Genomic DNA, 24841 nt, shown 5'->3' on the forward strand with positions numbered 1-24841 from the left:
TCGACGCTAGTACGCACCTCAGTGTGAGACCACCGCGAGGGCAGGGTCTCGGGAGAAATGTCACGCATATGTTGCGAACCGGAATACCGACCGGCTCGGAGAAGTTCGCCACACGATTCGACCGGCATGCGGTGTGGTGGCCGCTACAGGGCAGGATGGAGACCGGTCGACATACCGTACCCGGACAAGGAGCTCATTGTGGGACAGGTCAGCGCCAGCAGTTCGATCACCGTTGCGGCGGACCCGCAGCGCACCCTCGCGGCGATCGCCGACTACGAGACGGTGCGGCCGCGCATTCTGTCGTCGCACTACCACGACTACAAGGTGGTCGAGGGCGGCAAGGGTGCGGGCACCGTGGCCGAGTGGACGCTGCAGGCCACCGAGAAGCGCTCGCGCAACGTGCACGCGGTCGTGACGGTGTCGGATTCGATTGTCACCGAGCGCGATTCGAACTCCACCATGGTCAACACCTGGACCGTGACGCCGGACGGCGCGGGCGCGCAGGTCACCCTGCGCACCACCTGGCAGGGCGCGGGCGGCGTGGCGGGCATCTTCGAGGGCATCTTCGCGCCGCTCGGCCTGAAGAAGATCCAGGCCGAGGTGCTGGGCAACCTGCAGCGCGAACTCGCCTGACGCACAAGTCATCACGAAGAACGCAGCCCGACCCCTCGTGTCGGGCTGCGCTTTCGAGTCGGGTGGTTACGCCGCGCCGATGTCGAAGAGGTTGCCCTCCGGGTCGGCCAGCGTTGTCCACTGCGCGCCGTACTCGTCGAAGTCGCCGATCCGCTTGGCGCCCAGGCTGACCGCGCGCTCGATGTGCTGATGCCAGTCCTCGGCGTGGAAGTCGAGGTGGATCACGTTCTTGCCCGGGGTCTTGTCGGGCACCTGGATGAACATCAGCACCGGTGACAGCCCGGCCGCGCTGCCGACGGTGGCGAATTGCGCGGACGAGCCCTCATCCACCGGCTGATCGAGCAGCTCGGACCAGAATCCGGCCAGGGCGGCGGCGTCGTTGCTGTCGATGGTGATGTGTGCGAGGGACAGTGTCATGGGGTTCTCCACTTCTCAGAGCAGGCCGATCGGCCAGCAGACTTCGGTTCGGTAGGTGTTCGGGTCGTCGGTGTCGTCGGGGCTGAGCAGGTAGCGCTCCCGCACTGGCTCGGCCAATGCGGTGTCGTGTTCGGCGACATAACTGCCCAGTGCGCCGTAGGTGCGGTCGAAGTCCTCGAAATCTCCCTCGTGCAGTGCGATGGCGAATCGGCGCGCGGGCATCTCGATGACCGAGACTCGATCGGCCGCTTCGATCCGGGCGGTGGCCGGGATCGGGACGTAGGCCACCACCTCGCCGATGTCGTTCTCGAAGAACTCCATCGAGTAGGTGGCGCCGTCGACGCCGTCGGGCTCGATGCCCGCCGCGGCCAGCGTTTGATGCAGCAGCGGGTACGCGGCCGCACACCACGGGCCGATGTCGTCCCTGCTGACCACCTCGGTGAGCGCCAGCGCGGAAAAGGCGGGGATCGAGCGGTATTCGACGGCGATCGGCGCGGACGGGGTGAGCAGCGACCGCAGTGACGCCACCACTGACCGGGTTCTGGCCAGCTCGGCCTCCATCCGCTCCAGGTGCGCGCGCAGCGCGGCGTTGCGGATGTCGTCGTCCGGCGCGGCCAGCACGGCCTTGATCTCCGGCAGCGGCATGTCGAGCTGGCGCAGGCGCCGGATCAGATGGGCCTGTGCCACTTGGTCGGTCGAGTAGCGCCGATAGCCGGACCCCGTATCGATCTCGACCGGTTCGAGCAGCTCGATGTCGTGGTAGTACCGGAGCGTCTTCACGGTCAGGTACGTCAGCCGGGCGAACTCCCCGATGGAGACGGTCGCTGTCATGCCTTCAGCGAACACCCTCCAGTGAGGGGAGAGTCAACTTCCCCTCGAAATGCGCCCTCGCGCATGCGCTTCCTAGGTCAACACGAAGGTGAGCAGGAGGGTGTTCTGGAAGAAGCCGCGCCACCACGAGTAGCCGAACCAGACGCCGGGGGTGACCTCTCGGATCTCGTCGTAGACCTGTGGTGTGGGGGACGGGTCGTAGTTCAGCGCCCAGGTCGGTTTGCCGTCGAGCATCGCGGGCGCCGTGTAGACGTATGCGGGCCAGGCCTCGTAGCCCGCGCCGGTCACCCGGTTGGTCAGCGTGCCGCCGTCCGGGCCGGTATAGAAGGTCTTGCCGATCCAGAATGCGGGCGCGATGCCCTGGATCGCCGGTGGCCTGGTCACCCAGCCGTTCTTCACGCCCATCGGCACGTCGCCGCGGTCCGCGTCCCGGAAGATGGCGTCCTGCTGTTCGGGTCCACAGCGGAAGCGCAGCGAGTCGATCGTGGCCGCGGGATTGTCCGGGTAGAGGACACAACCTCCGCCGTAGTCGGCGGCCGCCGCGGTGACACCGGAATCGGCGGTCGCCGTCGGCGCGGCTATACCGAGGAAGATGCCGGGAACCCCCAGTGAAAGCACTGCAGTGCTCAGAAAACGCGCCCTCATCGTGCTCATATCGGTAACTCCAGAACTCCCGACCTGTCTCCCGATGGTAGGTCGATCTTGTTGCCTTGAACCCGGCCGTACTCAACCTGTTACCGGTCATGCCGCTAAGGCATAACGACCGGTCGGGAGCTGTATCGCCGAACGGATTTCGGGCGCGCGGACGCAGCGCTCGGTCGAGGCGGCGCGGCGTCGTCCCCGGATCAGGGACTAGGCTGGCGAATGACACTTTCCCCAGAGAGGAATATGCCGTGCAGCCCGGTGGTCAGTTCGACATGCAGCAGTTACTCGCCCAAGCGCAGCAGATGCAACAGGCGGTGATGGAAGCCCAGGCCGAGATCTCCGCGGCCGAGGTGGATGGTCAGGCCGGCGGCGGGCTGGTCAAGGTCACCATCAAGGCGTCCGGCGAGGTCGTCGCGCTGACCATCGATCCAAGGGCGGTCGACCCGGAGGACGTGGAGACGCTGCAGGACTTGGTGATCGGCGCGGTCAACGACGCGATGGCCAACGCGCAGCAGCTGGCGGCCGAGCGGCTCGGCCCGCTCTCGGGTGGGCTCGGCGGCGGCTCGCTGCCCGGGCTGCCGGACTTCTGATAGCCACGAGGACATAGCCGTTGTACGAGGGTCCGGTTCAGGATCTGATCGATGAGCTGGGCAAGCTGCCCGGCGTCGGTCCGAAGAGCGCGCAGCGCATCGCTTTTCATCTGCTCCAGGTGGAGCCGCCGGAAATCGACCGGCTGCAGGCCGCCCTGCAGAAGGTGCGCGACGGTGTGCAGTTCTGTGTTGTCTGCGGCACGGTGTCCGACGGCGAGAAGTGCCGCATCTGTGCCGACGCGCGCCGCGATCGCACCATGATCTGCGTGGTCGAGGAGCCCAAGGACGTGCAGGCGATCGAGCGCACCCGTGAGTTCCGTGGTCGATACCACGTGCTCGGCGGCGCGCTCGACCCGCTGAGCGGGATCGGGCCGGACCAGCTGCGCATCCGGGAGTTGCTGGCGCGCATCGGCAATCAAGAGGACGGCATCGATGTCACCGAGGTGATCATCGCGACCGACCCGAACACCGAGGGCGAGGCGACGGCCACCTACCTGGTGCGGATGCTGCGCGACTTCCCCGGCCTGAGCGTGACCAGGCTGGCGTCGGGCCTGCCGATGGGCGGCGATCTGGAATTCGCGGACGAACTCACGTTGGGCCGCGCGCTGTCCGGACGGCGCGCGCTCTAACTTTCGCCGCAGGTCCAGCCCCGAATTAAGGGGGTTGCGGTGCCCCGCTGACGGGTTACTGTCACGGGGATGAGCATCGAATTCATGCTGACCACGCTCGTCATCGTCGCCACTCCCGGCACGGGCGCGCTGTTCACCCTGGCAGCTGGACTTTCCAGGGGAACGAAGGCCAGTGTGATCGCGGCGTTCGGCTGCACCCTCGGCATCATTCCGCACATGGTCGCGGCGATCACCGGCTTGGCCGCGCTGCTCAATGCGAGCGCGGTCGCGTTCCAGACGTTGAAGTACCTCGGCGTCGCGTACCTGATCTACATGGCGTGGAGCACGTTCCGGGACAAGGGCGCGCTCACTGTGCCCGAGGACAGCGCGCAGGTCACCCAGTCGGCACGCAAGGTGATCACCTCGGCGGTGCTGCTGAACATCCTCAATCCGAAGCTGACCATCTTCTTCTTCGCGTTCCTGCCGCAGTTCGTGCCGAACGGATCACCGAACGCGTTGGCGCGCATGCTCGAACTGAGCGGGATCTTCATGGCCGCCACGTTCGTGGTGTTCGCGGTCTACGGCGTATGCGCGGCCGCGGTGCGCAACCACGTCATTTCCCGGCCCGCCGTGGTGACCTGGATGCGCCGGGTATTCGGCGTCTCGTTCATCGCGCTGGCCGGCCGCCTGGCTGTGCAGAACCAGTGAGTCAGAGTTCCACCCGCGACCACGGCAGGTTCTGCATCCGGGTGCGGTCGTCGGTGGCCCAGTCCCAGATGAGCGCGGACACCGTCGGCGCGTCCAGCACCGTGGTGCCGAAGTGCTTGTCCGGGGCGCCATCTCGGTACTCCAGGGTGAACGCGCCGGTCTTCTCCCGGTAGGTCTGCATGTAGACCTGCTCGTCGCGTTCCACCACCAGGTACGGGTTCGGCGGGGCCAGCTCGGAAACCCACTGATCGGCAAGGGTTTTGGTCAGGTAGGGAAACTCGCCCGCGCCGCCGTGGGTGACCGTGGCCGGCACGTGCCCGGCCGGGTCGATCAGCCAGGCCAACTGCGGATCGTAGATCGCGTAGTCCAGCGGCGTCGCGATCGCGAAGAGCAGCTGCCGGACGAAGCCGATCGCGTCGTACGGGCTCGGCACCTGCAGTGCGGCGCCGGTCGGCACGCCGCCGACCGGGTGCACGCTGAGGAAGCTGTCGTCCTCGGGAACTTCCGAGTTGGCCTTGTTCAGCTCGGCCGCGATCTGCGCGACCAGGCCCGCCTGGGGGAGTCCCTGCTGAGTATTGAGGTAAGCGTCGACCTCGGAGATCGATGACGCGACACCGGACGGCAGCAAGATGTGGTCATAGCTCACCCGGACAGGGTACGTACGCGGCCGTTCAGGCCCGGCGACGGGCCGTCTCGGGCTCGGCGCAGGCGCAGCCACCGGCCACGTCGGCGCAGTCCACCACGAAGGTATGCCTGACATAGTCGAGATCCACGCAGTCGCCCTCGGTGCATTCGGTGAGCCTGGTCGAATGGACGATCAGGGTGCCGTGGCAGTGGTCGACGGCGGATTCGCAGGACGAACAATCCGGCGTGCGCATGTGACCTCCAGACGAGATCGGTTCGTTATCTTCGGTCTACCACTCCCGGGCCGCACGCTGGGGGACGTTGGTGCCGTGTGTCGGACGGCGGCCGTCGTTTGCGCAGTTCGGCATCGGCGCGAACGCTGCGCGATTGTGTCTGACACCGCGTCCGCCATGTGGTGAACTTGCTGCATGGGCATCAAGGTGTCGCTCGAACACCGGACCATATACACCTTCGACCGGCCGGTGCAGGTACATCCGCACGTCGTGCGCCTGCGCCCGGCGCCGCATTCGCGCACCAAGATCGAGGCCTACTCGATGCGGGTGACGCCCGCCGAGCACTTCTGTAACTGGCAGCAGGACGCGTTCGGCAATTTCCTTGCGCGACTGGTGTTTCCGGAGCCCACACCGGAGTTGTCGATCACCATCGGATTGATCGCCGACCTCGAGGTGGTCAATCCGTTCGACTTCTTCATCGAGGACTACGCCGAGCACTATCCGTTCGAGTACAGCGCGGAACTGCTCGCGGATCTGGAGCCGTACCTGCGGCCGGTGGACGAGTCGGGGCCGGGGTCCGGACCCGGTGCGCTGGTCAAGGATTGGGTACGCGCGCACGGCGTGGCGGATCGGCCGCGCACCATCGACTTCCTGGTCGACCTCAACCACGCGCTGCGGCACGACGTCGGCTACACGATCCGGCTGGAAGCCGGTGTGCAGACGCCCGATCACACGCTGCGCGGCGCGCTCGGATCGTGCCGGGACTCGGCCTGGCTGCTGGTGTCGATCCTGCGCGAGCTCGGGCTGGCGGCACGGTTCGTGTCGGGATATCTGGTGCAGCTGGCCCAGGATGTGCCGTCGCTGGACGGGCCGTCGGGTCCGCCCGCCGACTTCACCGATCTGCACGCCTGGACCGAGGTGTATCTGCCCGGCGCGGGTTGGGTCGGGCTGGATCCCACGTCGGGGCTGTTCGCGGGGGAGGGCCACATCCCGCTGGCGGCTACCCCGCATCCGGTGTCCTCCGCACCTATCACCGGGGCGACCGAGCCGACCGTCGCCACGATGGAGTTCTCCAATACCGTCCGGCGGTTCCACGAGGATCCTCGGGTTACCTTGCCCTACACCGGATCTCAGTGGGAGCGGATCGCCGCGTCGGGTGCCGCGGTCGACGCGCGGATGGCCGCCGAAGACGTGGGTTTGACCGTCGGCGGCGAACCGACGTTCGTCTCCATCGACGATCAGACCGGTCCGGAGTGGACCACCGAGGCCGATGGCACGCACAAGCGCGAGCGCGCGGTCGATCTCGCCGATCGGTTGCGGCGGATCTATGCGCCGACCGGGTTGGTGCAGTATCGGCAGGGCAAGTGGTATCCGGGAGAGCCGTTGCCGCGCTGGGAGATCGCGGTCGCGTGGCGGGACGATGGTGAGCCGACGTGGACCCGGCAAGATCTGCTCACCGACCCGTGGACATCGTTCGGGCAGCACGGCAAGTCGCCCGAATTCGTGCGGGTAGGGCAACCGGGTTCCAGCGAAAAGCCCAGTACCACAATAACTTCGACCGCAGCGAGCGCCGATGCAACGCAGGCGACGCGATCACCCGAGCCCTCGGGACAGGCCGGTGTACTCACAGAGGGCGGTCCGCAGCTATCCGAGGTCACCGAAGCGACTGCCGCACACCGCACATACGCACCCCTCGAACCCGACGCCGCGCGAGCCCTGATCGCGCACGTGACGGCGAGCCTCGGCCTGCCGCCGGGGCAGGTCCGCCCGGCGTATGAGGATCCGCTGCTCCGCCTGGCCGGGAAAGTCCGTGCCCCCGAGGGAGATCCGGTCGACCCGGTCGACGATCTCGACCCGGATCTGGACTCGGCGCAGGCCCGCGAGGAACTGCTGACCCGACTCGACACCGAGGTCAGCGAACCGACGGCCTACGTGCTGTCGCTGTATCGCCGCGACGACGGCACCGGCTGGGCGAGCGCGGACTGGCGGCTGCGCCGCGGCGTCTCCGTCGACCAGCCCGCCGGGCGAATCGTGTTGACGGAGGGCGATTCTCCGGCCGGGCTGCGGCTGCCACTCGACTCGGTGTCCTGGCACACGCCGACCCATCGCCCCGACCGCGACCCACTGTTCGCCGAGCCGCTGACCGTTGCTCGCACCGAGCCACCCGCTGTGGTGCAACCCGCCGACTGGGAACCGACGACCGCGCTGGTGGGCGAGGTACGCAACGGTCGACTACACGTATTCCTGCCGCCCATCGAGGAACTCGACGACTTCCTCGACCTGGTCCGACGGATCGAGGCCGCGGCGGTAGCGGTCGACCGACCCGTGGTGCTGGAGGGCTACGCCCCACCCGTCGACGCCAGGCTGCGCACCTTCTCGGTGACACCCGATCCCGGCGTGATCGAGGTGAACGTGCAGCCGACCGTCTCGTTCGCCGAGCAGTCCGAGCTGCTGTCCACCCTGTACGAGCAGGCGCGGCTGGCCCGGTTGAGCACCGAATCGTTCGATGTCGACGGCACGCACAGCGGAACGGGCGGCGGTAACCACATCACCCTCGGTGGCGCCACACCCGCGCGCTCGCCGATGTTGCGTCGCCCCGACCTGCTGGTGTCCATGCTGACCTACTGGCAGCGGCATCCGTCGTTGTCCTACCTGTTCGCCGGTCGTTTCGTCGGGCCGACGTCGCAGGCGCCGCGGGTGGACGAGGGACGCGAAGAGACCCTCTACGAGCTGGAGATCGCGTTCGCCGAGATCGCCAGGCTCGGCAAGTCGAGTCGGCTTGCGCAGGTGGCGGATTCGGCGAGCCATTCGGCACCATGGCACATCGATCGCGCCCTGCGGCATCTGCTCACCGACCTCACCGGCAACACCCACCGCGCCGAGTTCTGCATCGACAAGCTCTACAGCCCCGAAACCGCCAGGGGCAGGCTGGGATTGGTGGAGATGCGCGGCTTCGAGATGCCGCCGCACTTCCAGATGGCGATGGTGCAGTCGCTGCTGGTGCGCGGCCTGGTCGCCCGCTTCTGGTCGGAACCGTTGCGGGCGCCCCTGATTCGGCACGGTGCCAACCTGCACGGCCGATATCTGCTGCCGCACTTCGTGCTTGCCGATATCGCCGAGGTCGCCGCCGATTTGCGCGCGCACGGCATCGATTTCGACGCGAGCTGGCTGGAGCCGTTCACCGAGTTCCGTTTCCCGCGCATCGGCACCGTCATGCTCGGCGACATAGAGCTCGAGTTGCGCGGCGCCATCGAACCGTGGCACACCCTCGGCGAGCAGACCACCACGGCGGGCACCGCGCGCTATGTCGACTCCTCGGTGGAACGCCTGCAGGTGCGGGTGGTCGGCGCCGACCGCGGCCGCCACGTGCTGACCTGCAACGGCATGCCCGTCCCGTTGCTGGCCACCGACAAGGCCGACGTGCGGGTCGCGGGCGTGCGCTACCGCGCATGGCAGCCGCCGAACTCGCTGCACCCGTCGATCACCGTCGACGTGCCGCTGGTGTTCGACCTGATCGACGCCGACACCGGGCTGTCCCGCGGCGGCTGCACCTACCACGTGGCGCACCCGGGCGGCATGGCCTACGACGAACCTCCGGTCAACGCGGTGGCCGCGCAATCACGCCGCAACCGGCGCTTCGAGGCGGCCGGACACACCACCGATCGGGTCGATCCCGGCGAGTTACGTGCGAAAATAGCAGCACAATCCACGGACGGCGGTGTCGCGGGCATCCTCGATCTGCGCCGGGCGCGGACCGTCTGGGGATTGGTCAGCGACCGTTAGGCACGTCTGGCAGGGGAAGTGAGGTCGGCGCGGTGACAATGCGCGAAGACGCGCTGCGGGAGACCACTGCGGGCGCCACCGTGCGCGAGCAGGTGGCCGAGCAATTCGCGCGCTACCGGACCGGCGGCGTCGAGAGCGCGCCCTACGACGAATGCGGCAGGCCGACCGAGGGCTACTACGACGAACTGGTCGACGGCGACGGCAAGGTGCGCCGGATGTGGTCGGAACTGTCCGCCGATTTCGTCGAACTCGGCACCACCGGACTCGGCAGGCTCGACAGCCGGGTGCGCAGGCTGATCGAGGACGACGGCATCACCTATACCGAGGTCAGTGGCGCGGGCGAGCAGGCGGTGACCACCCCGTGGCGGCTCGATCCGATCCCGCTGCTGATCTCCGCGGACGACTGGACCCGGCTGGAGACGGGCCTGGTGCAGCGCTCGCGGGTGCTCGACGAGGTACTCACCGACATCTACGGCCCGCGCCGCACGCTCACCAGCGGGCTGCTGCCGCCCGAGGTGATCTTCGGCTATCGCGGCTATGTCCGTGCCGCACATGGCATTACGGTGCCCGGCCGGCATCAGCTGTTCCTGCACGGCTGCGATATCAGCCGTTGGAGCGACGGCGAGTTCCGGGTGACCGCCGACTGGGCGCAGGCCCCGTCCGGCGCGGGGTACGCGCTGGCCGACCGGCGGGTGGTGTCCACGGCGATCCCGGAGGCGTTCGAGCATTCCAATCCGCGCCCGCTCACCCCGTTCGCCAGGGCGATGCGGTTGATGCTGATCGAATCGGCGCAGGAGGGCGAGGCCGACGATCCGTTCGTGGTGGTGCTGAGTCCCGGCGTGTACTCCGAGACCGCGTTCGATCAGGCCAATCTCGCGTCGATGCTGGGCTTCCCGCTGGTGGAGAGCGCGGATCTGGTGGTGCGCGATGCCGCGCTGTGGATGCGCTCGCTCGGCACGCTGCGCCGGGTCGATGTGGTGCTGCGCCGGGTGGACGCCGAGTTCTCCGATCCGCTCGATCTGCGGCCGGATTCGCGGCTCGGCGTGGTCGGGCTGGTCGAGGTGTTGCGCAGGGGCGCGGTCACCGTGGTGAACACGCTGGGGAGTGGGCTGCTGGAGAATCCGGCGCTGACCGGATTCCTGCCGCGGTTGTCTCGCGCGCTGCTCGGCGAGGATCTGATGTTGGAGAGCGCGCCGAGCTATTGGGGCGGCGATGAGAAAGAGCGCGCGCACCTGACAAAGAACCTGCACCGGTTGATCATTCGTTCCGCGGTCGACGGCGCCACCGTCTTCGGTCCCGAATTGTCGATCAGGCAGCGGGCCGATCTGCGGGCCAAGATAGAGGACACCGGGTGGCAGTGGGTCGGCCAGGAACCGACGCAGTTCTCGGTGGCGCCTGCCGTCGAAGGCTACGGCGGTTTGGCGCCCGCACCGGTCGGTATGCGGCTGTTCTCGATGGCCCGGCGCAGCGGCTATACCGCGATGGCCGGCGGTCTCGGCCAGTTGCATCAGCGCATGTTGCCCGAGCGCGTGGTGATCAAGGTTGCCGCCAAGGACATTTGGGTCAGGGCGGCACCCAGTGCGGTGCCGGCGGTCGGCACCGAGGTGCCGCACGAGGAACGCGAACGGCGGGCCGCGCCGGTTGTCACGACGGTCAGTTCGCCGCGCGTGCTCAACGATCTGTTCTGGATGGGGCGCTACAGCGAGCGGGCCGAGTCCGCCGCCCGGCTGCTCATCGCCACGCACGCCCGGTATCAGGACTATCGATACCGGCCGTGGATGGAGGGTGCCGAGGCCGTGCCGGTCTTGATGGCGGCGCTGGCTCGCGCCACCGCGACGATTGCCCCGGCAGCTGTGGTATCCGGAATCGCCTCCGACGGCGACGCCGATAGTGATGCGGCAGAGCAGGATTCGGTACCAGACTCCGCGAGTTCGCAGTCTCAGGCATCCGCGAACCATCCGACGGCAGCGAGTTCGGGTGCGTCGCAGTCGCAGTCACAGGGGAACCAGTCCCAGTCGATGGGCCGTCCCCCGACTTCGGTTGGGGCCGAATCCGGTTCGGCCGAGCAATCGGATTCCGCGGCGGAGCGTGTCGACGGCACGGACTCGGGTATTGCCGAGGAAATGAACGTGACCATACGACCAGGGGTGCTACAGCGGGCGATCGTCGCCGCCGCGAGTGCCGCCGAGGAACAAGGAGTCATGGCCCCCGTGCCGGTGGGGACGCCCGCGGTGGCCGGGGCATCTCGCGAGGGCTACGAATACCTGGCGGCGTTGACAATTGACCGCGACCTGCCCGGATCGCTGGCGTTCGCGATCGATCGATACGAGAACGCCGCCCGCGCCGTGCGCGATCAACTGTCCGCCGATACCTGGATGATTCTGAGCGCCGTGGATCGGGCGCTCGCCGAATACCGTGGCACCAACGGGGATCAGGAGACCGCGCTCTCGGCGGTGCATTCGCTGACCTTGGCGGCGCTGCTGTCGCTGTCCGGCATCGGCGCCGAATCGCTGGTGCGCGACTCCGGTTGGTACGTCATGGATATCGGCAAACGGATCGAGCGCGGGTTGGCACTGACCGCGCTGATGTCGGCGGCGCTGACCCAGACCTATCCGAACGAGGCCGAGCGAGTGGTCACCGAGTCGGTGCTGCGGGCCACCGAGTCGCAGGTGAGTTACCGTCGGCGGCACGGGGATTCGGTGCGCATCTCCGCGGTCGCTGGTCTGTTGCTCTTCGATACCGCCAATCCGCGCTCGCTGGCATATCAGCTGGATCGGCTCGACGTCGACCTGCAGGCCCTGCCCGGCGCGTCGGGATCGTCGCGGTCGCAACGCCTGCTGGCCGATGCCCAGCGGATGCTGCGCCGCGTCGACCCGGACGATCTCGACGTCACCGACGACGACGGCATGCGCACCGAACTGCTCGAGCTGCTGGAGGGTGTGCATCTGCGGCTGCGCAAGCTGGCGGATTCGTTCGAGACGTCGAAACTGTCGCTGCCCGCGGGCTTTCAGCCGCTGTGGGGTAGCACCAGGGTGGTCGGATGACCGGCCGCAACGGTGCGGCCCGGCGCTATCGCGTGGCGCACCGCACCACCTACTGCTACTCCGACGAGGTCACCAGCTCTTACGGGCGCGCCTACCTGACGCCGCGCGAATTCCCTGGGCAGCGGCTGCTTTCGCACGATATCTCGATCGATCCGGTGCCCTCGGACCAGTCGGTCGGCCCGGATGTGTACGGCAACACCACGTCCTACTTCCACGTGACCGCTGAGCACCGGACCCTGGTGGTCACCGGCGAATCCCTGGTCGAGGTCGACCGTCCCGATCGCGGGCAGGACGGCCCGGCCGCGCGGCCGTGGGAGCAGGCCCGCCCGACCGGCGCGACGGGGCCACTCGCGGTGGAATTCACTCTCGATCTGCAGCCGCCGGAGATCACCCCCGAGGTCAAGGCGTACGCGGCCGAATCGCTGACACCGGGTCGGCCGCTTGTGGAGGCGGTAGCGGAACTCAACAGTCGCATCCACACCGACTTCACCTACAAGTCCGGCTCGACCACCGTCTCCACCAAGGTCGCCGACGTATTCGCCGCCAGGGCCGGTGTCTGCCAGGACTTCGCGCGAATCGGCGTGGCCTGCTTGCGATCACACGGTTTGGCGGGCCGCTACGTATCGGGGTACCTGGCCACCGACCCGCCGCCCGGCAAGGAACGCATGGTCGGCGCCGACGCCACCCACGCCTGGTCGGCCGTGTGGGTGCCCGGCGGCGACGAGCTGGACCGGACCGGTTATTGGATCGACTTCGATCCCACCAACGATCAATTCGGCGACGAGCGCTACGTCACCGTGGCGTGGGGCCGCGACTACGCCGACGTGCCGCCGCTGCGCGGCATCATCTATACCGACGCCAAGGAGAGCACAATTACCGTCTCGGTCGATGTCTCTCCGGTGGAGGTGTAACCCGCGTGCGCGATTTCGCCTGTCCCAACTGTGGTCAGCAGTTGGCCTTCGAGAACTCGGTGTGCCTGTCCTGTTCCAGCCCACTGGGTTTCAGCCTCGCCGACATCGCCCTGGTGGTGATCGGTGCGCCGCCCGGCGCCGCCCCGAACGACTCGATGACCGGTGTCGTTGATGCCAGCCGCTTCCGGCTCTGCGACAACCTCCATGTGGCGCAATGCAATTGGCTGGTGGCGGTGCCGGAGCCGGGATCCGAACCCGCGGCGTGGGCCGCGAACGGTAACGGGAAGCCGGTGCTGTGCGCATCCTGCCTGCTCACCCGAACCCGGCCCAACGACCTCGACGCCGCCGGGCTGGCCGCCTTCGCCGAGGCCGAGGCGGCCAAACGCCGCCTGATCGTCGAGCTGACCGAACTCGGCCTGCCCATCGTCGGCCGTGACCAGGACCCGGACCGGGGCCTGGCCTTCGACCTGCTCACCAGTGCCAGCGGCAAGGTCGTCACCGGCCACAAGAACGGCGTGATCACCCTCGACCTCGCCGAGGCCAACGACCCGCACCGCGAACAGCTGCGCATCGAAATGGACGAGCCCTACCGCACCCTGCTCGGCCATTTCCGCCACGAGATCGGCCACTACTACTACATGATCCTGGTCGCCACCGACGACGCCGCCCAGCGCTTCCGCGACCTCTTCGGCGACCCCGACGCCGACTACCAGGCGGCACTGAACCGCCACTACTCCGAAGGCGCCCCGGCAGGCTGGGAATCCGCCTATGTCTCCTCCTACGCCACCATGCACGCCTCCGAGGACTGGGCCGAAACCTTCGCCCACTACCTGCACATCCGCGACACCCTCGACACCGCCGCGGCCTTCGGCATCGCCCCCGCGGGCGCCACCCTGGACCGCCCCCAGGTAGGCCGTGCGGGCTTCGACAAAATCATCGACCTCTGGCTCCCCCTGGCCTGGTCCCTCAACATGGTCAACCGCTCCATGGGCCACCCCGACCTCTACCCCTTCGTCCTCCCCGACCCGGTCCTCGACAAAATGCGCCTGGCCCACGACCTCTGCGCCGCCCCGACCCGCTGACCGTCGCGAACTGTGTTGCCTTTCCGCTCGATGGTGGACTAACCTCTTAGCTAAGGAGGTGGGCCATGTCGGGCAGCGCAGCGGAACAGTTCAATATCCACGACGCCAAGACGAACCTGTCGCGCATCATCGAGCGAGTCGAACGCGGCGAGGAGATCATCATCAGCCGCGCCGGTCGCCCGGTCGCCCGAGTGGTCCCGCTGAGTCGCAGCGTGAACCGGGGCGGCCGCGGTTCGCTGAGCGGGCGGCTGGTCCTCACCCCCGAGTGGGACTCCGACGAGACCAACGCCCAGATCGCCGCCGACTTCGGCATGGCGCCGTGAGGATGCTGCTCGACACCCACGTGGTGCTGTGGTGGCTGACCGACGATCCGACGCTGTCCGATGACATGAAGGAACAGATCACCCACGACCCGGACATCCTGGTGAGCGCGGCGACGATCTGGGAGGTCGCCATCAAGCAGGCCCTCGGCAAGCTGGACGGGCCGGTCGGGCTCGCGGACTACATCGGGAACGGCGGGTTCATCCCGCTACCGATCGGCCTCGACCACGCGGCCGCGGCCGGTCGGCTGCCGCTGATTCATCGGGACCCGTTCGATCGAATGCTGGTGGCGCAGGCGCAATGTGAGGATCTCACGCTGGTCACGCGTGACCCGTGGTGTCAGCGGTACAAGGTCGCCGTTCTCCCGGTGTGAGGCCGCGTTATGCGTGGGCGGCGTAGATGTGCGCGGAGACCTCGTCGCGCATGTGGATGAAATCGGGGTGGGCGCGCAGGGTGGTGAAGGTGGGGTCGGTCAGGGCGGTCTTGAAAGTGGTTGGCTCGTCGTAGATTATCCGGCCGGGGCGGGTGCCCATGACCAGGACTCGGGTGCCGAGGAGTAGGGCCTCGTCGATGCTGTGCGTGACGAAGAGGACGGTCTTTCTGCGGTCGCGCCACAGGGTGAGTAGTTCGCCCTGCAGTTTTTCGCGGGTCAGTGCGTCCAGGGCGCCGAAAGGTTCGTCCATCAGGATGATCTGGGGATCGTTGACCAGGACGCGGGCGATCTGGGCGCGCTGTTGCTGGCCGCCGGAGAGTTCGTAGGGGCGGCGACCGCCGAGGTGGTCGAGGCCGACCAGGGCCAGCATGCGGTTGGCGTCGGTGGTGCGTTGATTGCGTGGCACGCCACGGACTTTCGGGCCGAACTCGACGTTCTGGCGAACCGAGAGCCAGGGGTAGAGATTGGGCTGCTGGAAGACAACGCCGCGGTCGGGGTCGGGCCCGGCGATCGGATGACCGCCGACCTGCACCGTGCCCTCGGTTGGTTCGAGGAATCCGGCCAGGATGTTCAGCAGCGTCGACTTGCCGCAGCCGGAAGGGCCAACGACACAGACGAACTCGCCGCCCTCGATGGTCAGATCCGTCGGCGCGAGCACCTGGGTCGGGCCGTCGTCACCGGGATAACTCTTGCTCACCCCGGTGAGAGCGACGCGGAGCTCGTCGCTCACGAGCTCGCACCCTTAGCCGCGTCGGCGTAAATGCCGGTGCGGTAGGCGGATTCGTCGCCGATCGCGTCGATTCCGCCCTGGCTCAACAGGAATTCGGCCGTCTTGTGCAGATCGCCGCCGAAGCCGCCGCCCAGGTACTTCGCGTCGGCCTGCTCGGCCGCGCCGAGGTAGGTGTACCCGGCCAGCTGCGGTCCGACCAGCTTGGGCTCGATGCCGAGCTGCGCGCCGATCGAGACGGCCGCGTCGTCGGGCTTGGTGCGCAGCTGCGTCACCGCGTAGTCCTGCAACTTCGCCCAGACCACCGCGAACTTCGCGTTCTCGTCGAGGAACTTCTTGCTCGCCACCGCCAGATCGAAGGTCGGCGCGCCGGCGGCCGCGGTGTCGGCGCTGGACGTGATGAGGTGGCCGCCGGATTCGGCGAGCTTGGACAGGGTCGGATCCCACACCCAGGCCGCGTCGATCTGACCGCCGTTCCAGGCGCCGGGAATCGCATCGGGTGCCATGTTGATCAACTGCACGTCAGCGGCCAGGCCTGCCTTGCCGAGCGCCGCGAGCAGGCTGTAATGCGCGGTGCTGCCGAACGGCGTCGCGACGCGCTTGCCGCGCAGCCCGGCCAGCGAGGTGATCGACTTGTCCTTGGCGATCAGCGATTCCGACTTGCCGATCACGTCGTGGATCCACAGCACCCGCACCGGCAGGTTCAGCGGCGCGGACAGCGCCTTGGTCGCCGGGCTCGACCCCATGGTGCCGATGTCGAGGCTGCCCGCGCCGAACGCCTGGACCACGTCGGCCCCCGAGGAGAACTGGCTCCAGGTGACTTTCGCGTTCGGCAGGCAGGCGGCGAGCAGCCCGCGATCCTTCACGAGCAGATCGGCATTCGGGATGGCCTGGTAGCCGATCCTGGCCTGCGTGGTCACGCCGGGATCCGCCGCGAACGGGCAGGCGGACTGTGCCCCTTCGGCTCCGGTATCGCCGCGACCGGACTGGACACACCCTGCGGTCGTCGCGACAACGGCCGCCATGGCCAAACCTGCGGTGACCGCCCGGCGGACTGCGGATTTCATACCTTGCCTTTCCACGGAACTGCTTTGGCACCAAGAAATTTGATGACCGAGTCGAGCACGAGAGCGGCGCAGCCGATCACGATGATGCAGGCGATCGTCAGCGGCGTATTCAGCTGCGTACCCGAGATATACGCGAGGCCGCCGATGCCGGGGATGCCGTTGTTGAGCTCGGCGGCCACCACGGTGGTCCAGGCGAACGCGGTGGCGATCCGGATGCCGCCGATCACCTCGGGCAGCGTGGCGGGCAGCACCACGCGCGAAATGACCTGGGCGCGACCGGCACCCAACGAGCGGGCGGCATGGAGATAGTCCTGCTTGACGCCCGTGACGCCGCTCAACGTGGCGATGGCGATGGGCGGGAACGCGGCGAGGAACAGCAGCCAGATCTTGGACATGTCGCCGATGCCGAACCAGACGATCAGCAGGCCGATATAGCCGAGCGGCGGCAGCGACCGCAGGAAGTTCAGGATCGGCTCGGTGACCAGCCGCACCGGGGTGAGCATGCCCATCACGAACCCGACCAGCGGGCCGACCACGATCGCGAGGCCGACCCCGGCGCCGATCCGCTGCAGGCTGGCCAGCAGATGCTCCCACAGGTAGTAGTTCTGCTCACCGATCACCGTGCGATCGACGCCCGCCGCGATCTGATGCCGGGAGTTGGCCCGTACGAAGGCATCCCACACCGCGTGCGGCGACGGCAGATACAGCGGATCGACCAGACCGGTCGCCGTGAGCACCGCCCACAGGCCGAGCACGAGCGCGAGCGCACCGAGGCGGGTCAGCGCCGGACCGAGCAGGCGGCGATAGTTCCGCGACCGCCGCGGTGCGACGGCGGGCGCGTCCGCACCCACCGTCGGTGCGTCCGGCGTGGTGATCGCGGTCATGCGGCGCTCGGCGGCAGTCCGCGCCGATGCAGGCCCACGTCGGACACGGCACTCTCCTCAAAACTCGGCAAACCTCGACGCTATCCGTGGCGAGGGGGCCGAAGGGAGAGTTAGAAACGCCGTGAACTTAATTGATCGCGGACGCGGCGCAGCGCCGGTCACCCTATTCCGTTGACGCTGCCGTTCATGCCGATGTGCTCGCCGATGTTGCCCGCCAGCCACTGGTTCTGCGCCAATGTCTCGAAAACACAGATCAGCAACAGCTTTCGACTGCGCCTGCTCACCGAGTACTCCAGATCGGGCGCGGTTTCCGGGCCGCGCAGCGCGCTGCTGATGCCTTTGCGCAGGTTCGGTTCCGACAGCAGCCAGAACAATTCCGGCCCGATCAACACCGATTGCCCGCCGGTCTCGTGGAACCAGCGACCGGCGAATTCGATCAACAGGTCGGTGAACGCGTCCCCGCTTTCCACCGACTCGGTGAGTTGGCTCAGCGCACCCGATCGGTCCACACTGCTTTGGATCACCGAGGCGAGCCTGCTCGCTACTTCACGAAACTGATCGACGTCCTGGTCCTGCCAGACAGTGAGAGACATGCGTTTTCTCCATCGAAGTAGTCGAGCGTGGGTGAGTTACTAACTACCTCCGGCGTCGCCGCGTGATTATCGGTGGTTGACCAGCTTTCGGCCGTCCGCGTCGAAGGTGTTGAAACGCATCGGGGTGTTCGGTCCGGCGGCGAAGGGCGCCGCCGCGGGCTTCGCGACCTCGTGCCCGTTGGCCTGCGCATGCCCGTTGAGCTGTGGCGATATCAGCTGCTCCGGCAGCTCCTCGGCCGTGACGTATTGCTCGATCTCCGCGGTCACCAGGTCCGGGACCGGACGTGCGGCGGTGCTGCGCCCGAGCAGAATCAGCGTGAGGTGCACCGCGAACAGCAGGGTCAACGGCATTCCGGCATAGATGATCAACGACACCGCACCGCCGCCGATCTCGCGCGCGTATTCGATATTCCCGGCGACCGATACCAGCGTCGAAAGCACGAAAAGTCCGGTCGCATACCACCAGCCGGCACTACGTTTCGGGAATGACGCGGTGGCGACGATCGAGCCGACGACAAGGCCGTCGATGGCGATCGGCACATTGGACGCCAGGTCGGCTTCCACCAGGTTGCGCACGGCCAGATGGTGTAGTGCGGCAAAAGACATCTCGAACGCCTTGAGCGCGACTACCGACGAAACGATCAGCGACAGATACAACGGACGCGGCCGTAGGATGCTGCGCCAGCGAGACCAGATCGGTGGACGGCGTGGCATTACCGGCTGCGCCATTGATTCGGCAGGTGACCCCGGCGTGATCGTCGTCATAGCGGGGAGCGTAGCGTGCAGATAGCCCAGCACCCCGGAGCGCATCGGTCGAGTCGCGTTTATCGACCCATAACGCAACAACCTGGCATTGTGCTATCTAGTGCTGGACTACCTACGCGCGCAGACGTTCACGGCGGAGTTGCTCGACCTCCGGCATCGGCAGCGGAGCCAATTCCGCGACGCCGAGCGCCCGCGCCAGCAGCAGATCGGCCAGTTCGGGATTGCGGGCCAGCGCGGGGCCGTGCATGTAGGTGCCGATCACCGAGCCCTGCACCACACCCTCGAGTCCGTCGCCGACGCCGTTGCCGACACCGCGGGTGACCTTCGCCAGCCCCGTCGCGTCGCCGCCGAGTTTGGTGCCGCCCCGGTGGTTTTCGAATCCGGTCAGTGCCGCGGTGAGCCCGGACAGCAGGGGCGCGGTGGTCACCTCGCCGATCGCGCGCTTGGGCTGCGGCGAGGTGGTCACGTCGATCATGGCGACGCCGTCGACGCGCTCGCCCGACGAGGTCTCGTACCACTGGCCGAGCACCTGGATGGCGGCGCAGATGGCAAGCACCGGAGTGCCGTTCGCGGCCGCCTGCTGCAGGCCTGGGTAGCGCTGCAGATGCCGGGTGGCCAGTCGCTGCGCCGAATCCTCCGCGCCGCCAAGGGTATAGATGTCCAGCGAATCGGGAACCGGGTCGGCCAGCGTGATCTCGACGACCTCGGCGTCATAACCGCGCAGCCGCAACCGCTGTCGCAGCACCAGCGCGTTGCCGCCGTCGCCGTAGGTGCCCATCACATCGGGCAGCACCAAACCGATGCGGACGGTCGATTCACTCATGACTGCACCTCGCTGGCGCTCGGTTCCGTCACGCGCGATGCACGCTGTGACATGATTCGTTCGCTCATGATTTGGCCTCGAGGTCGCGGTTGAGATCCCGGAATGCGGTGTAGTTTGCCAGCACCTCGACGTGCCCCGCCGGGCAGGAGGCGATGGCGCGCAACGGGTTCGGCACCGTGGTGTGTTCGACGCCCGCGTAGGTGAGCCGCACCGCGAGGTCGGTGGCCCGCTCGCCGGAGGCGACCACCTGGACGCCCTCGAAATGCTCGAACCGCACGTCCCACAGCCAGGACAGGTCCTCGCCGTCGGGCACCTGCCCGTTCACCGCGATCACCAGTCCGGCCGAACTCGGCTCGATCATGGACAACGCTTCCTGCCAGCCCGCCGGGTTCTTCGCCAGCAGCAGCCGGGCGGCATGCTCGCCGACCTGCACCGTGCGGTAGCGCCCCGCGATCTCGCGCACCGTGCCCGTCGCGGTGACGGCCGCGGCCGGATCGGCGCCGAGCGCGATGGCCGCGGCGACCGCCTGCGCGGCATTGCCCCGGTTCGCCCGGCCCGGCAGGGCCAGTGTCAGCGGGTAGCGCTGCTTGTCGGGACCGACCAGATCATCGCCGTCCAGCCACCAATCCGGTTCGGGCCGTTCGAAATCCGCGCCGGTGCTGCGCCAGTGCTCACCCTCCCACAGGATCGGCTCGCCGCTGCGCGGGCAGCTGGTCGCGTCCATCGCCCAGCCGCTGCCCGCGGCCACCCACACCACGTTCGGGTGGTCGTAGGCGATCGAGGTCACCAGCACGTCGTCGCAGTTGGCGATCACCACGGTGTCGGGGTGCCCGGCCAGGCCAGCGCGCAGCTTGCGCTCGATCATGTTGATCTCGCCGACCCGGTCCAACTGGTCGCGGCTCAGATTCAGCAGCACCACGGCGGCGGGGTTCAGCGCATCGGTGACGTGCGGCAGGTGCAGCTCGTCCACCTCGATCGCGGCGAGCTCGACACCGCGATGGGCGCTGAGCGCGGCCACGATGCCCGCGTCCATGTTCGCGCCGTCGGCCTGGGTGGCGACCGCGCCGAGCGTGCTGAGCGCCGCGGTGGTCATCCTGGTGGTGGTCGACTTGCCGTTGGTGCCGGTCACCAGCACCGTGCGGCGGCCGCGGCCGAGCTGGTCCATGATCGTCTTGTCGATCTGCAGCGCGATGAGCCCGCCGATCATCGATCCCTTGCCGCGTCCGGCCTTCTGCGAGGCCCACGACGCTGCCGCCGCGGCCCGCAGGGCGATACGCCCACGCACCGAAATGTCTGCCACGCCGCGAGTCTATGTTCGACCAGCGTTACCGGCGCGGCCCGGGCCAGTGGCGTAGCCCACCCGGTGCGGCTAGCCCTGGTACAGCTTGCTGTTGTAGTTGGCGGGGGCGTAGTGGCGTTCGAGTTCCTCGATGGTTTCGGTGACGTCGGTCTGCACCTCTTTGACCAGGTGCGGCCAGGACGGCAGGCCGTCGTCGGGCCACTGCTCCGGCTGCCACAGGTTGCTGCGCAGGAACGCCTTCGCGCAGTGGAAGTAGATCTGCTCGATGTCGACCTCGACGGCGAGGATCGGGCGGTGCCCGCGCACCATCATGTCGTCGAAGTAAGGGGCGTCGCGGACGAGCTTGGCCCGCCCGTTGATCCGTAGCGTCTGGCTGCGGCCCGGAATGACGAACAGCAGGCCGATGTGCGGATTGGCGAGGATGTTGAAGTAGCCGTCGGCCCGCCGGTTGCCGGGGCGCTCGGGAATCGCGAGGGTGCGGTCGTCGAGGACCCGGACGAAGCCCGCCGGGTCGCCCTTCGGCGACGCGTCGCAGTTGCCCGCGGCGTCGCTGGTGCTCATGACCAGGAACGGGGTGGCGGCGATCCAGTCGCGATCGCGGGGATGCAGCGTGACCCGCTCCTTGTTCGCAGCCCGGGGCGGCACCTCGCCGAGCAGATTTCGCAGGTCGACGGGGTCGGTGATCTGATCTACGGGCTCGCGCATACCCGATTCAAGCATCCGAATCGTGTTGGGCGGTCGGGAGATCGGTCACATCAGATTTGGACGTCGAACATGTTGGGCTGGCCCGCGGCGTAGCGATCCGCGTCGATCCGGCGCAGTGGTTCGAGCTCGGCCGCCCGATACAGCGTGAACATCTTGCAGCGTTCGGCGTTCGAGCCGTCCACGTCGAGCAGTGCGTTCACCGCGGCGCGGGCCGACTCGTTGGCGCCCTCCATGGTGGCCAGGTCCACGTTGGTGCGGACGTAATCGCCTGCCAGGAACAGGTTTTCGAGCGCGCCGTGTGGTTCTGGTCGGAACTCCCAAGAGCCGGCGGTATTGATCAGCAGCGGGTCGGCGTTGGCGTTGCGGTGCGGACCGTCCTGCCAGCTGATGCCGGGGTCGAGGTGCCAGGAGTGCAGGTCGGCGTCGCGCAGCACGTCGCCGCGATCGTTGAGATGCGCCGCGATCTGCGCCCAGACCTCGCGGGCGATCTCGTCGTGGGTGCACTCCTTGGCCGGCTTGCCGTACAGCATGCCCGGCGTGTTCCAGTCGGAGACATCGACGGAAAGACAGTCCTGCACGGTGCCGTCGCCGAAGTCGGTGAATTTGCGGGCCCACACCTGGTTCTGGTTGATCGAGGTGAGCGCCCACGGTGCGTCGATGTAGGCGGTGTGGCCCCGGGAGATATCGGCGGGCCTGCGCAGATAGAACTGGATGCCGTTCATCCAGTCGGAGAAGAGCCGGTCCATCGTGGCCAATTCGGGGCGCACGGCGAGCACGTCGGGCGACCATAGGGCCCGCGCCTGCTCGGCGGGCATGGCGACCACGAAGTAGTCCGCGTCGATGGTGCGTTGCACGCCGGACTTGTCCACCACCCGGGCCGCGGCGATCCGGCGATCGCGCACGTCGAGCCCGCGCACCTCGGCGCCGAGCTCGAACTGCACGCCGAGTTCGCGCATCCGCTGCAGCCACGGCTCGATCCAGACCGCGTTGGTCGGCCCGTTCAGCACTCGATCGAGGCCGCCGTCGTTGCCGATCTCGGCCGGGTTGCCGAGGAACTGTTCGCCCATGTTGCCGATGGTGCGGACGCTGGCGACGTCCTCCTTCGCGGCGACCATGATGCTGGTCAGCGTGCGGGAGAGCAGCGCGCGGAATTCGTGCGAGCGCGCGTTGCCGCCGACGTAGTCGCGCCAGGAGGTGTGCTCCCACTGGCCGAGGCGGCGGGCATCGCAGCTGCTGTTGAACACCAGCAGGCGGTTGGCGAAGTAGATGCCCTCGGCGGCAGGCATGTTCAGCGTGGTCGAGATGGTGGCGCCGAGGGTCTCGCGGAAACTGTCCGGGGTGAACCCCGTGCGGGCTCGCGGGCCGAGCGGCAGCCGGAAGTCGTCGCCGTCGCGCCGGGCGAAGCGGGCCTCCGGCACCGCGACCAGGTTGTTCCACACGCCATTGGCGTTGCCCGCGAAGGGAATTCGCCGCATGGTGTCGGGCACGTGTTGATAGAAGCCGGGGAAGAAGCGGAAGCCGTGCTCGCCGGGCAGATCCGGCCGCCCGGCGGAACCGGTGCCGGGCACCGGCACGCTGCGCGCCTTGCCGCCCCACGCGCGGCGCTCGAAAATCGTTACCTGGAAGCCACGTTCGATCAGCTCGTGCGCTGCGGTCAAGCCCGCGACGCCACCACCGAGTACCGCGACCCGCCTGCCCGGACCAGCCGCGGCAGGCCCCGATCTCAGCGCGCCGGCCGTCAGTGCCCCCGCTGTCGCTACCCCCGCCACAGCCGTTCCGCGAAGCAATGTCCTCCGCGATACGGTCCACCGATTTTCTGCCATGCGCCGCTCTGTGCCTAGCCTCGGGACCTTTATTACACGTTGTCACTACTGTAAAGCGGCAGGTCCGCACCGGCGTACCCGCCCCGCGCCTGGCCCGAGGTGAAGGCTGATTCGGTCGGCGAATGTGAGCATAGCGATATCGGCTATCGGATAGGCAAACCTGTGACGACAGTTTCTCGAACCTCTTGGCACACATAAATATCCGTGCCGCCCGGTCCGCTCGGTGGCACGAGCGGCGCGGACGGCACGGCGGGGTGCGCGCGGTGTCAGGCGGCCTTGCACATTCGCCTGCGAACTACGCCTTGACGAGTTCCGGTGTACCGGCCGCCGCATCGAGTTCCGCGGCCTGGGCCCGGTCGACCTCGGCGCGTTTGCCCGCGGTCGCGGCGAACGCGCCCGCGATCACGATCACGCCGCCGATCAGCGAGAGCGGTGTCGGGGTCTCGTCGAGGAACGCCCACGCGGCGGCGATGCCGACAATCGGAACGAGCAGGGTGAACGGCGCGACGACGCCGGCCGGGTAGCGGCTCATCAGATACGTCCACAGGCCGCTGCCCACCACGGTCGCGAGGATGGCGGTGTAGGCGATCGCGGCCAGCGCGGGCCAGCCGGTCGCGGAGAAGGAATCGACCACCGCGCGCAGGCCGGTGGTCGGGCCCTCGGTCGCGGCGGACAGCACGAACATCGGCAGCGGCGGGACGACCGCGATCCACAGCGTCAGGTGCATAGTGTTGAGGCCGGGGGACTCGACGGTGGCCTGCCGCGCACCGATATTGCCGAAGGCCCAGCCGAGCCCGGCCGCCAGCGTCAGCAGCACCGGCAGCACGGAGGCGTGTTCGAGGCGATCCCAGCCGATCACCGCCATGCCCGCCATCGCCACCACGATGCCCGCCACCTGCACCGGCCGGATCCGCTCCCGCAGGAACAGCGTGCCGAGCAGCACGGTGAACGGCGCGGACGACTGCAGCACCAGCGAGGCGAGCCCGGTCGGCATGCCCGCGCGCATCGCGGTGAACAGGAACGCGAACTGCAGGATGCCGAAACCGGTGCCGTACAACAGGAGCCAGCGCAGCCGGACCTTGGGGCGCGGGACGAACAGCAGCACCGGAACCGCGATGACCGCGAAGCGCAGCGCCGCGAAGAAGAACGGCGGGAAGTGGTCGAGGCCCGCGCGCAGCGCGAGGAAGTTCAGTCCCCAGAGCAGGACGACGGTCAGTCCGAGCAGGCGGTCACGAGCGGTCATGTGGTCAATCGTGCGCGCGACTAACCATCAGAACAATCGAATTAATGT

General features: G+C 67.9%; 25 protein-coding genes. 10 read left to right on the plus strand and 15 right to left on the minus strand.

Annotation, left to right across the window (positions count from 1 at the left end; genetic code table 11):
• Positions 1–198 precede the first annotated feature (198 nt).
• Complete coding sequence (locus tag ACIBK2_RS05990; RefSeq protein ID WP_379281843.1) at positions 199–633, plus strand: SRPBCC family protein; 435 nt, start codon at positions 199–201, stop codon at positions 631–633.
• A gap of 66 nt (positions 634–699) precedes the next feature.
• Here the strand turns inward: ACIBK2_RS05990 and ACIBK2_RS05995 are convergent, their stop codons facing one another.
• The 3 genes from ACIBK2_RS05995 to ACIBK2_RS06005 all read right to left on the minus strand — a co-directional run bounded on the left by ACIBK2_RS05995 (position 700) and on the right by ACIBK2_RS06005 (position 2535).
• Positions 700–1050: a VOC family protein gene (locus ACIBK2_RS05995; protein WP_396964230.1), complete on the minus strand. Its 351-nt coding sequence runs from the start codon at positions 1048–1050 to the stop codon at positions 700–702.
• Positions 1051–1065: 15 nt separating this feature from the next.
• On the minus strand, positions 1066–1881 hold the full coding sequence (locus tag ACIBK2_RS06000; protein ID WP_396964232.1) for a MerR family transcriptional regulator: 816 nt from the start codon (positions 1879–1881) through the stop codon (positions 1066–1068).
• A gap of 72 nt (positions 1882–1953) precedes the next feature.
• The gene (locus tag ACIBK2_RS06005; protein ID WP_396964234.1) at positions 1954–2535 is read right to left on the minus strand and encodes a hypothetical protein; all 582 of its coding nucleotides are present in this window, start codon (positions 2533–2535) and stop codon (positions 1954–1956) included.
• A gap of 239 nt (positions 2536–2774) precedes the next feature.
• On the opposite strand from ACIBK2_RS06005, the gene ACIBK2_RS06010 reads away from it, so the two are divergent.
• The 3 genes from ACIBK2_RS06010 to ACIBK2_RS06020 all read left to right on the plus strand — a co-directional run bounded on the left by ACIBK2_RS06010 (position 2775) and on the right by ACIBK2_RS06020 (position 4432).
• Positions 2775–3116 carry a YbaB/EbfC family nucleoid-associated protein gene (locus ACIBK2_RS06010; RefSeq protein ID WP_379282310.1) on the plus strand — a complete coding sequence of 114 codons (342 nt, stop codon included), beginning with the start codon at positions 2775–2777 and terminating at the stop codon, positions 3114–3116.
• Positions 3117–3136: 20 nt separating this feature from the next.
• Positions 3137–3745 carry a recombination mediator RecR gene (gene recR, locus ACIBK2_RS06015; protein ID WP_357379883.1) on the plus strand — a complete coding sequence of 203 codons (609 nt, stop codon included), beginning with the start codon at positions 3137–3139 and terminating at the stop codon, positions 3743–3745.
• A gap of 69 nt (positions 3746–3814) precedes the next feature.
• Positions 3815–4432: a LysE family translocator gene (locus ACIBK2_RS06020; RefSeq protein ID WP_379281847.1), complete on the plus strand. Its 618-nt coding sequence runs from the start codon at positions 3815–3817 to the stop codon at positions 4430–4432.
• Position 4433: 1 nt separating this feature from the next.
• On the opposite strand, the gene ACIBK2_RS06025 is transcribed toward ACIBK2_RS06020, so the two are convergent.
• Complete coding sequence (locus ACIBK2_RS06025; protein ID WP_357379881.1) at positions 4434–5078, minus strand: hypothetical protein; 645 nt, start codon at positions 5076–5078, stop codon at positions 4434–4436.
• Positions 5079–5103: 25 nt separating this feature from the next.
• Entirely contained in the window at positions 5104–5310 is a 207-nt protein-coding gene (locus tag ACIBK2_RS06030) for a hypothetical protein (RefSeq protein ID WP_396964238.1), read from the minus strand.
• Positions 5311–5484: 174 nt separating this feature from the next.
• Between ACIBK2_RS06030 and ACIBK2_RS06035 the strand changes: the two genes are divergently transcribed.
• The 6 genes from ACIBK2_RS06035 (at position 5485) to ACIBK2_RS06060 (ending at position 14803) form a co-directional block, all read left to right on the plus strand.
• The gene (locus tag ACIBK2_RS06035) at positions 5485–9072 is read left to right on the plus strand and encodes a DUF2126 domain-containing protein (protein ID WP_396964240.1); all 3588 of its coding nucleotides are present in this window, start codon (positions 5485–5487) and stop codon (positions 9070–9072) included.
• 38 nt (positions 9073–9110) lie between these two features.
• On the plus strand, positions 9111–12116 hold the full coding sequence (locus ACIBK2_RS06040) for a circularly permuted type 2 ATP-grasp protein (RefSeq protein ID WP_396965822.1): 3006 nt from the start codon (positions 9111–9113) through the stop codon (positions 12114–12116).
• Entirely contained in the window at positions 12113–13027 is a 915-nt protein-coding gene (locus tag ACIBK2_RS06045) for a transglutaminase N-terminal domain-containing protein (RefSeq protein ID WP_396964242.1), read from the plus strand. Before ACIBK2_RS06040 ends, ACIBK2_RS06045 begins: the two co-directional genes overlap by 4 nt.
• 5 nt (positions 13028–13032) lie before the next feature.
• Positions 13033–14109, plus strand: a complete 1077-nt coding sequence (locus ACIBK2_RS06050; RefSeq protein WP_396964244.1) for a putative zinc-binding metallopeptidase — start codon at positions 13033–13035, stop codon at positions 14107–14109.
• A 65-nt stretch (positions 14110–14174) separates the two neighbouring features.
• Positions 14175–14432, plus strand: coding sequence for a type II toxin-antitoxin system Phd/YefM family antitoxin (locus ACIBK2_RS06055; protein WP_396964246.1), 258 nt, complete (start codon positions 14175–14177; stop codon positions 14430–14432).
• A 2-nt stretch (positions 14433–14434) separates the two neighbouring features.
• Positions 14435–14803 (plus strand): type II toxin-antitoxin system VapC family toxin, encoded by a 369-nt coding sequence (locus ACIBK2_RS06060; protein ID WP_396964248.1) that lies wholly within the window; start codon positions 14435–14437, stop codon positions 14801–14803.
• A gap of 7 nt (positions 14804–14810) precedes the next feature.
• Here ACIBK2_RS06060 and ACIBK2_RS06065 read toward each other — a convergent pair whose 3' ends face one another.
• From ACIBK2_RS06065 to ACIBK2_RS06110, 10 genes are all read right to left on the minus strand, one after another.
• Positions 14811–15593: an ABC transporter ATP-binding protein gene (locus tag ACIBK2_RS06065; RefSeq protein WP_396964250.1), complete on the minus strand. Its 783-nt coding sequence runs from the start codon at positions 15591–15593 to the stop codon at positions 14811–14813.
• The gene (locus tag ACIBK2_RS06070; protein ID WP_396964252.1) at positions 15590–16657 is read right to left on the minus strand and encodes an ABC transporter substrate-binding protein; all 1068 of its coding nucleotides are present in this window, start codon (positions 16655–16657) and stop codon (positions 15590–15592) included. The genes ACIBK2_RS06065 and ACIBK2_RS06070 overlap by 4 nt, the downstream gene beginning before the upstream one ends.
• Entirely contained in the window at positions 16654–17541 is an 888-nt protein-coding gene (locus ACIBK2_RS06075; protein WP_396964254.1) for an ABC transporter permease, read from the minus strand. Before ACIBK2_RS06075 ends, ACIBK2_RS06070 begins: the two co-directional genes overlap by 4 nt.
• 158 nt (positions 17542–17699) lie before the next feature.
• The gene (locus ACIBK2_RS06080; RefSeq protein WP_379281855.1) at positions 17700–18134 is read right to left on the minus strand and encodes a hypothetical protein; all 435 of its coding nucleotides are present in this window, start codon (positions 18132–18134) and stop codon (positions 17700–17702) included.
• A gap of 66 nt (positions 18135–18200) precedes the next feature.
• Entirely contained in the window at positions 18201–18899 is a 699-nt protein-coding gene (locus tag ACIBK2_RS06085) for a DUF2637 domain-containing protein (RefSeq protein ID WP_396964257.1), read from the minus strand.
• Between the two features lie 112 nt (positions 18900–19011).
• A complete protein-coding gene (locus ACIBK2_RS06090; protein ID WP_396964259.1) occupies positions 19012–19722 on the minus strand; it encodes a type 1 glutamine amidotransferase in 711 nt (236 codons plus the stop codon).
• 64 nt (positions 19723–19786) lie between these two features.
• The gene (locus ACIBK2_RS06095; RefSeq protein ID WP_396964261.1) at positions 19787–21022 is read right to left on the minus strand and encodes a MurT ligase domain-containing protein; all 1236 of its coding nucleotides are present in this window, start codon (positions 21020–21022) and stop codon (positions 19787–19789) included.
• 69 nt (positions 21023–21091) lie between these two features.
• On the minus strand, positions 21092–21727 hold the full coding sequence (locus ACIBK2_RS06100; RefSeq protein ID WP_396964263.1) for a pyridoxamine 5'-phosphate oxidase family protein: 636 nt from the start codon (positions 21725–21727) through the stop codon (positions 21092–21094).
• Between the two features lie 50 nt (positions 21728–21777).
• A complete protein-coding gene (locus ACIBK2_RS06105) occupies positions 21778–23550 on the minus strand; it encodes an FAD-dependent oxidoreductase (protein ID WP_396964265.1) in 1773 nt (590 codons plus the stop codon).
• Between the two features lie 295 nt (positions 23551–23845).
• Positions 23846–24793, minus strand: coding sequence for an EamA family transporter (locus ACIBK2_RS06110; RefSeq protein WP_396964267.1), 948 nt, complete (start codon positions 24791–24793; stop codon positions 23846–23848).
• Positions 24794–24841: the final 48 nt, after the last annotated feature.

The sequence above is a fragment of the Nocardia sp. NPDC050175 genome (assembly GCF_044459885.1).
Classification (GTDB): domain Bacteria; phylum Actinomycetota; class Actinomycetes; order Mycobacteriales; family Mycobacteriaceae; genus Nocardia.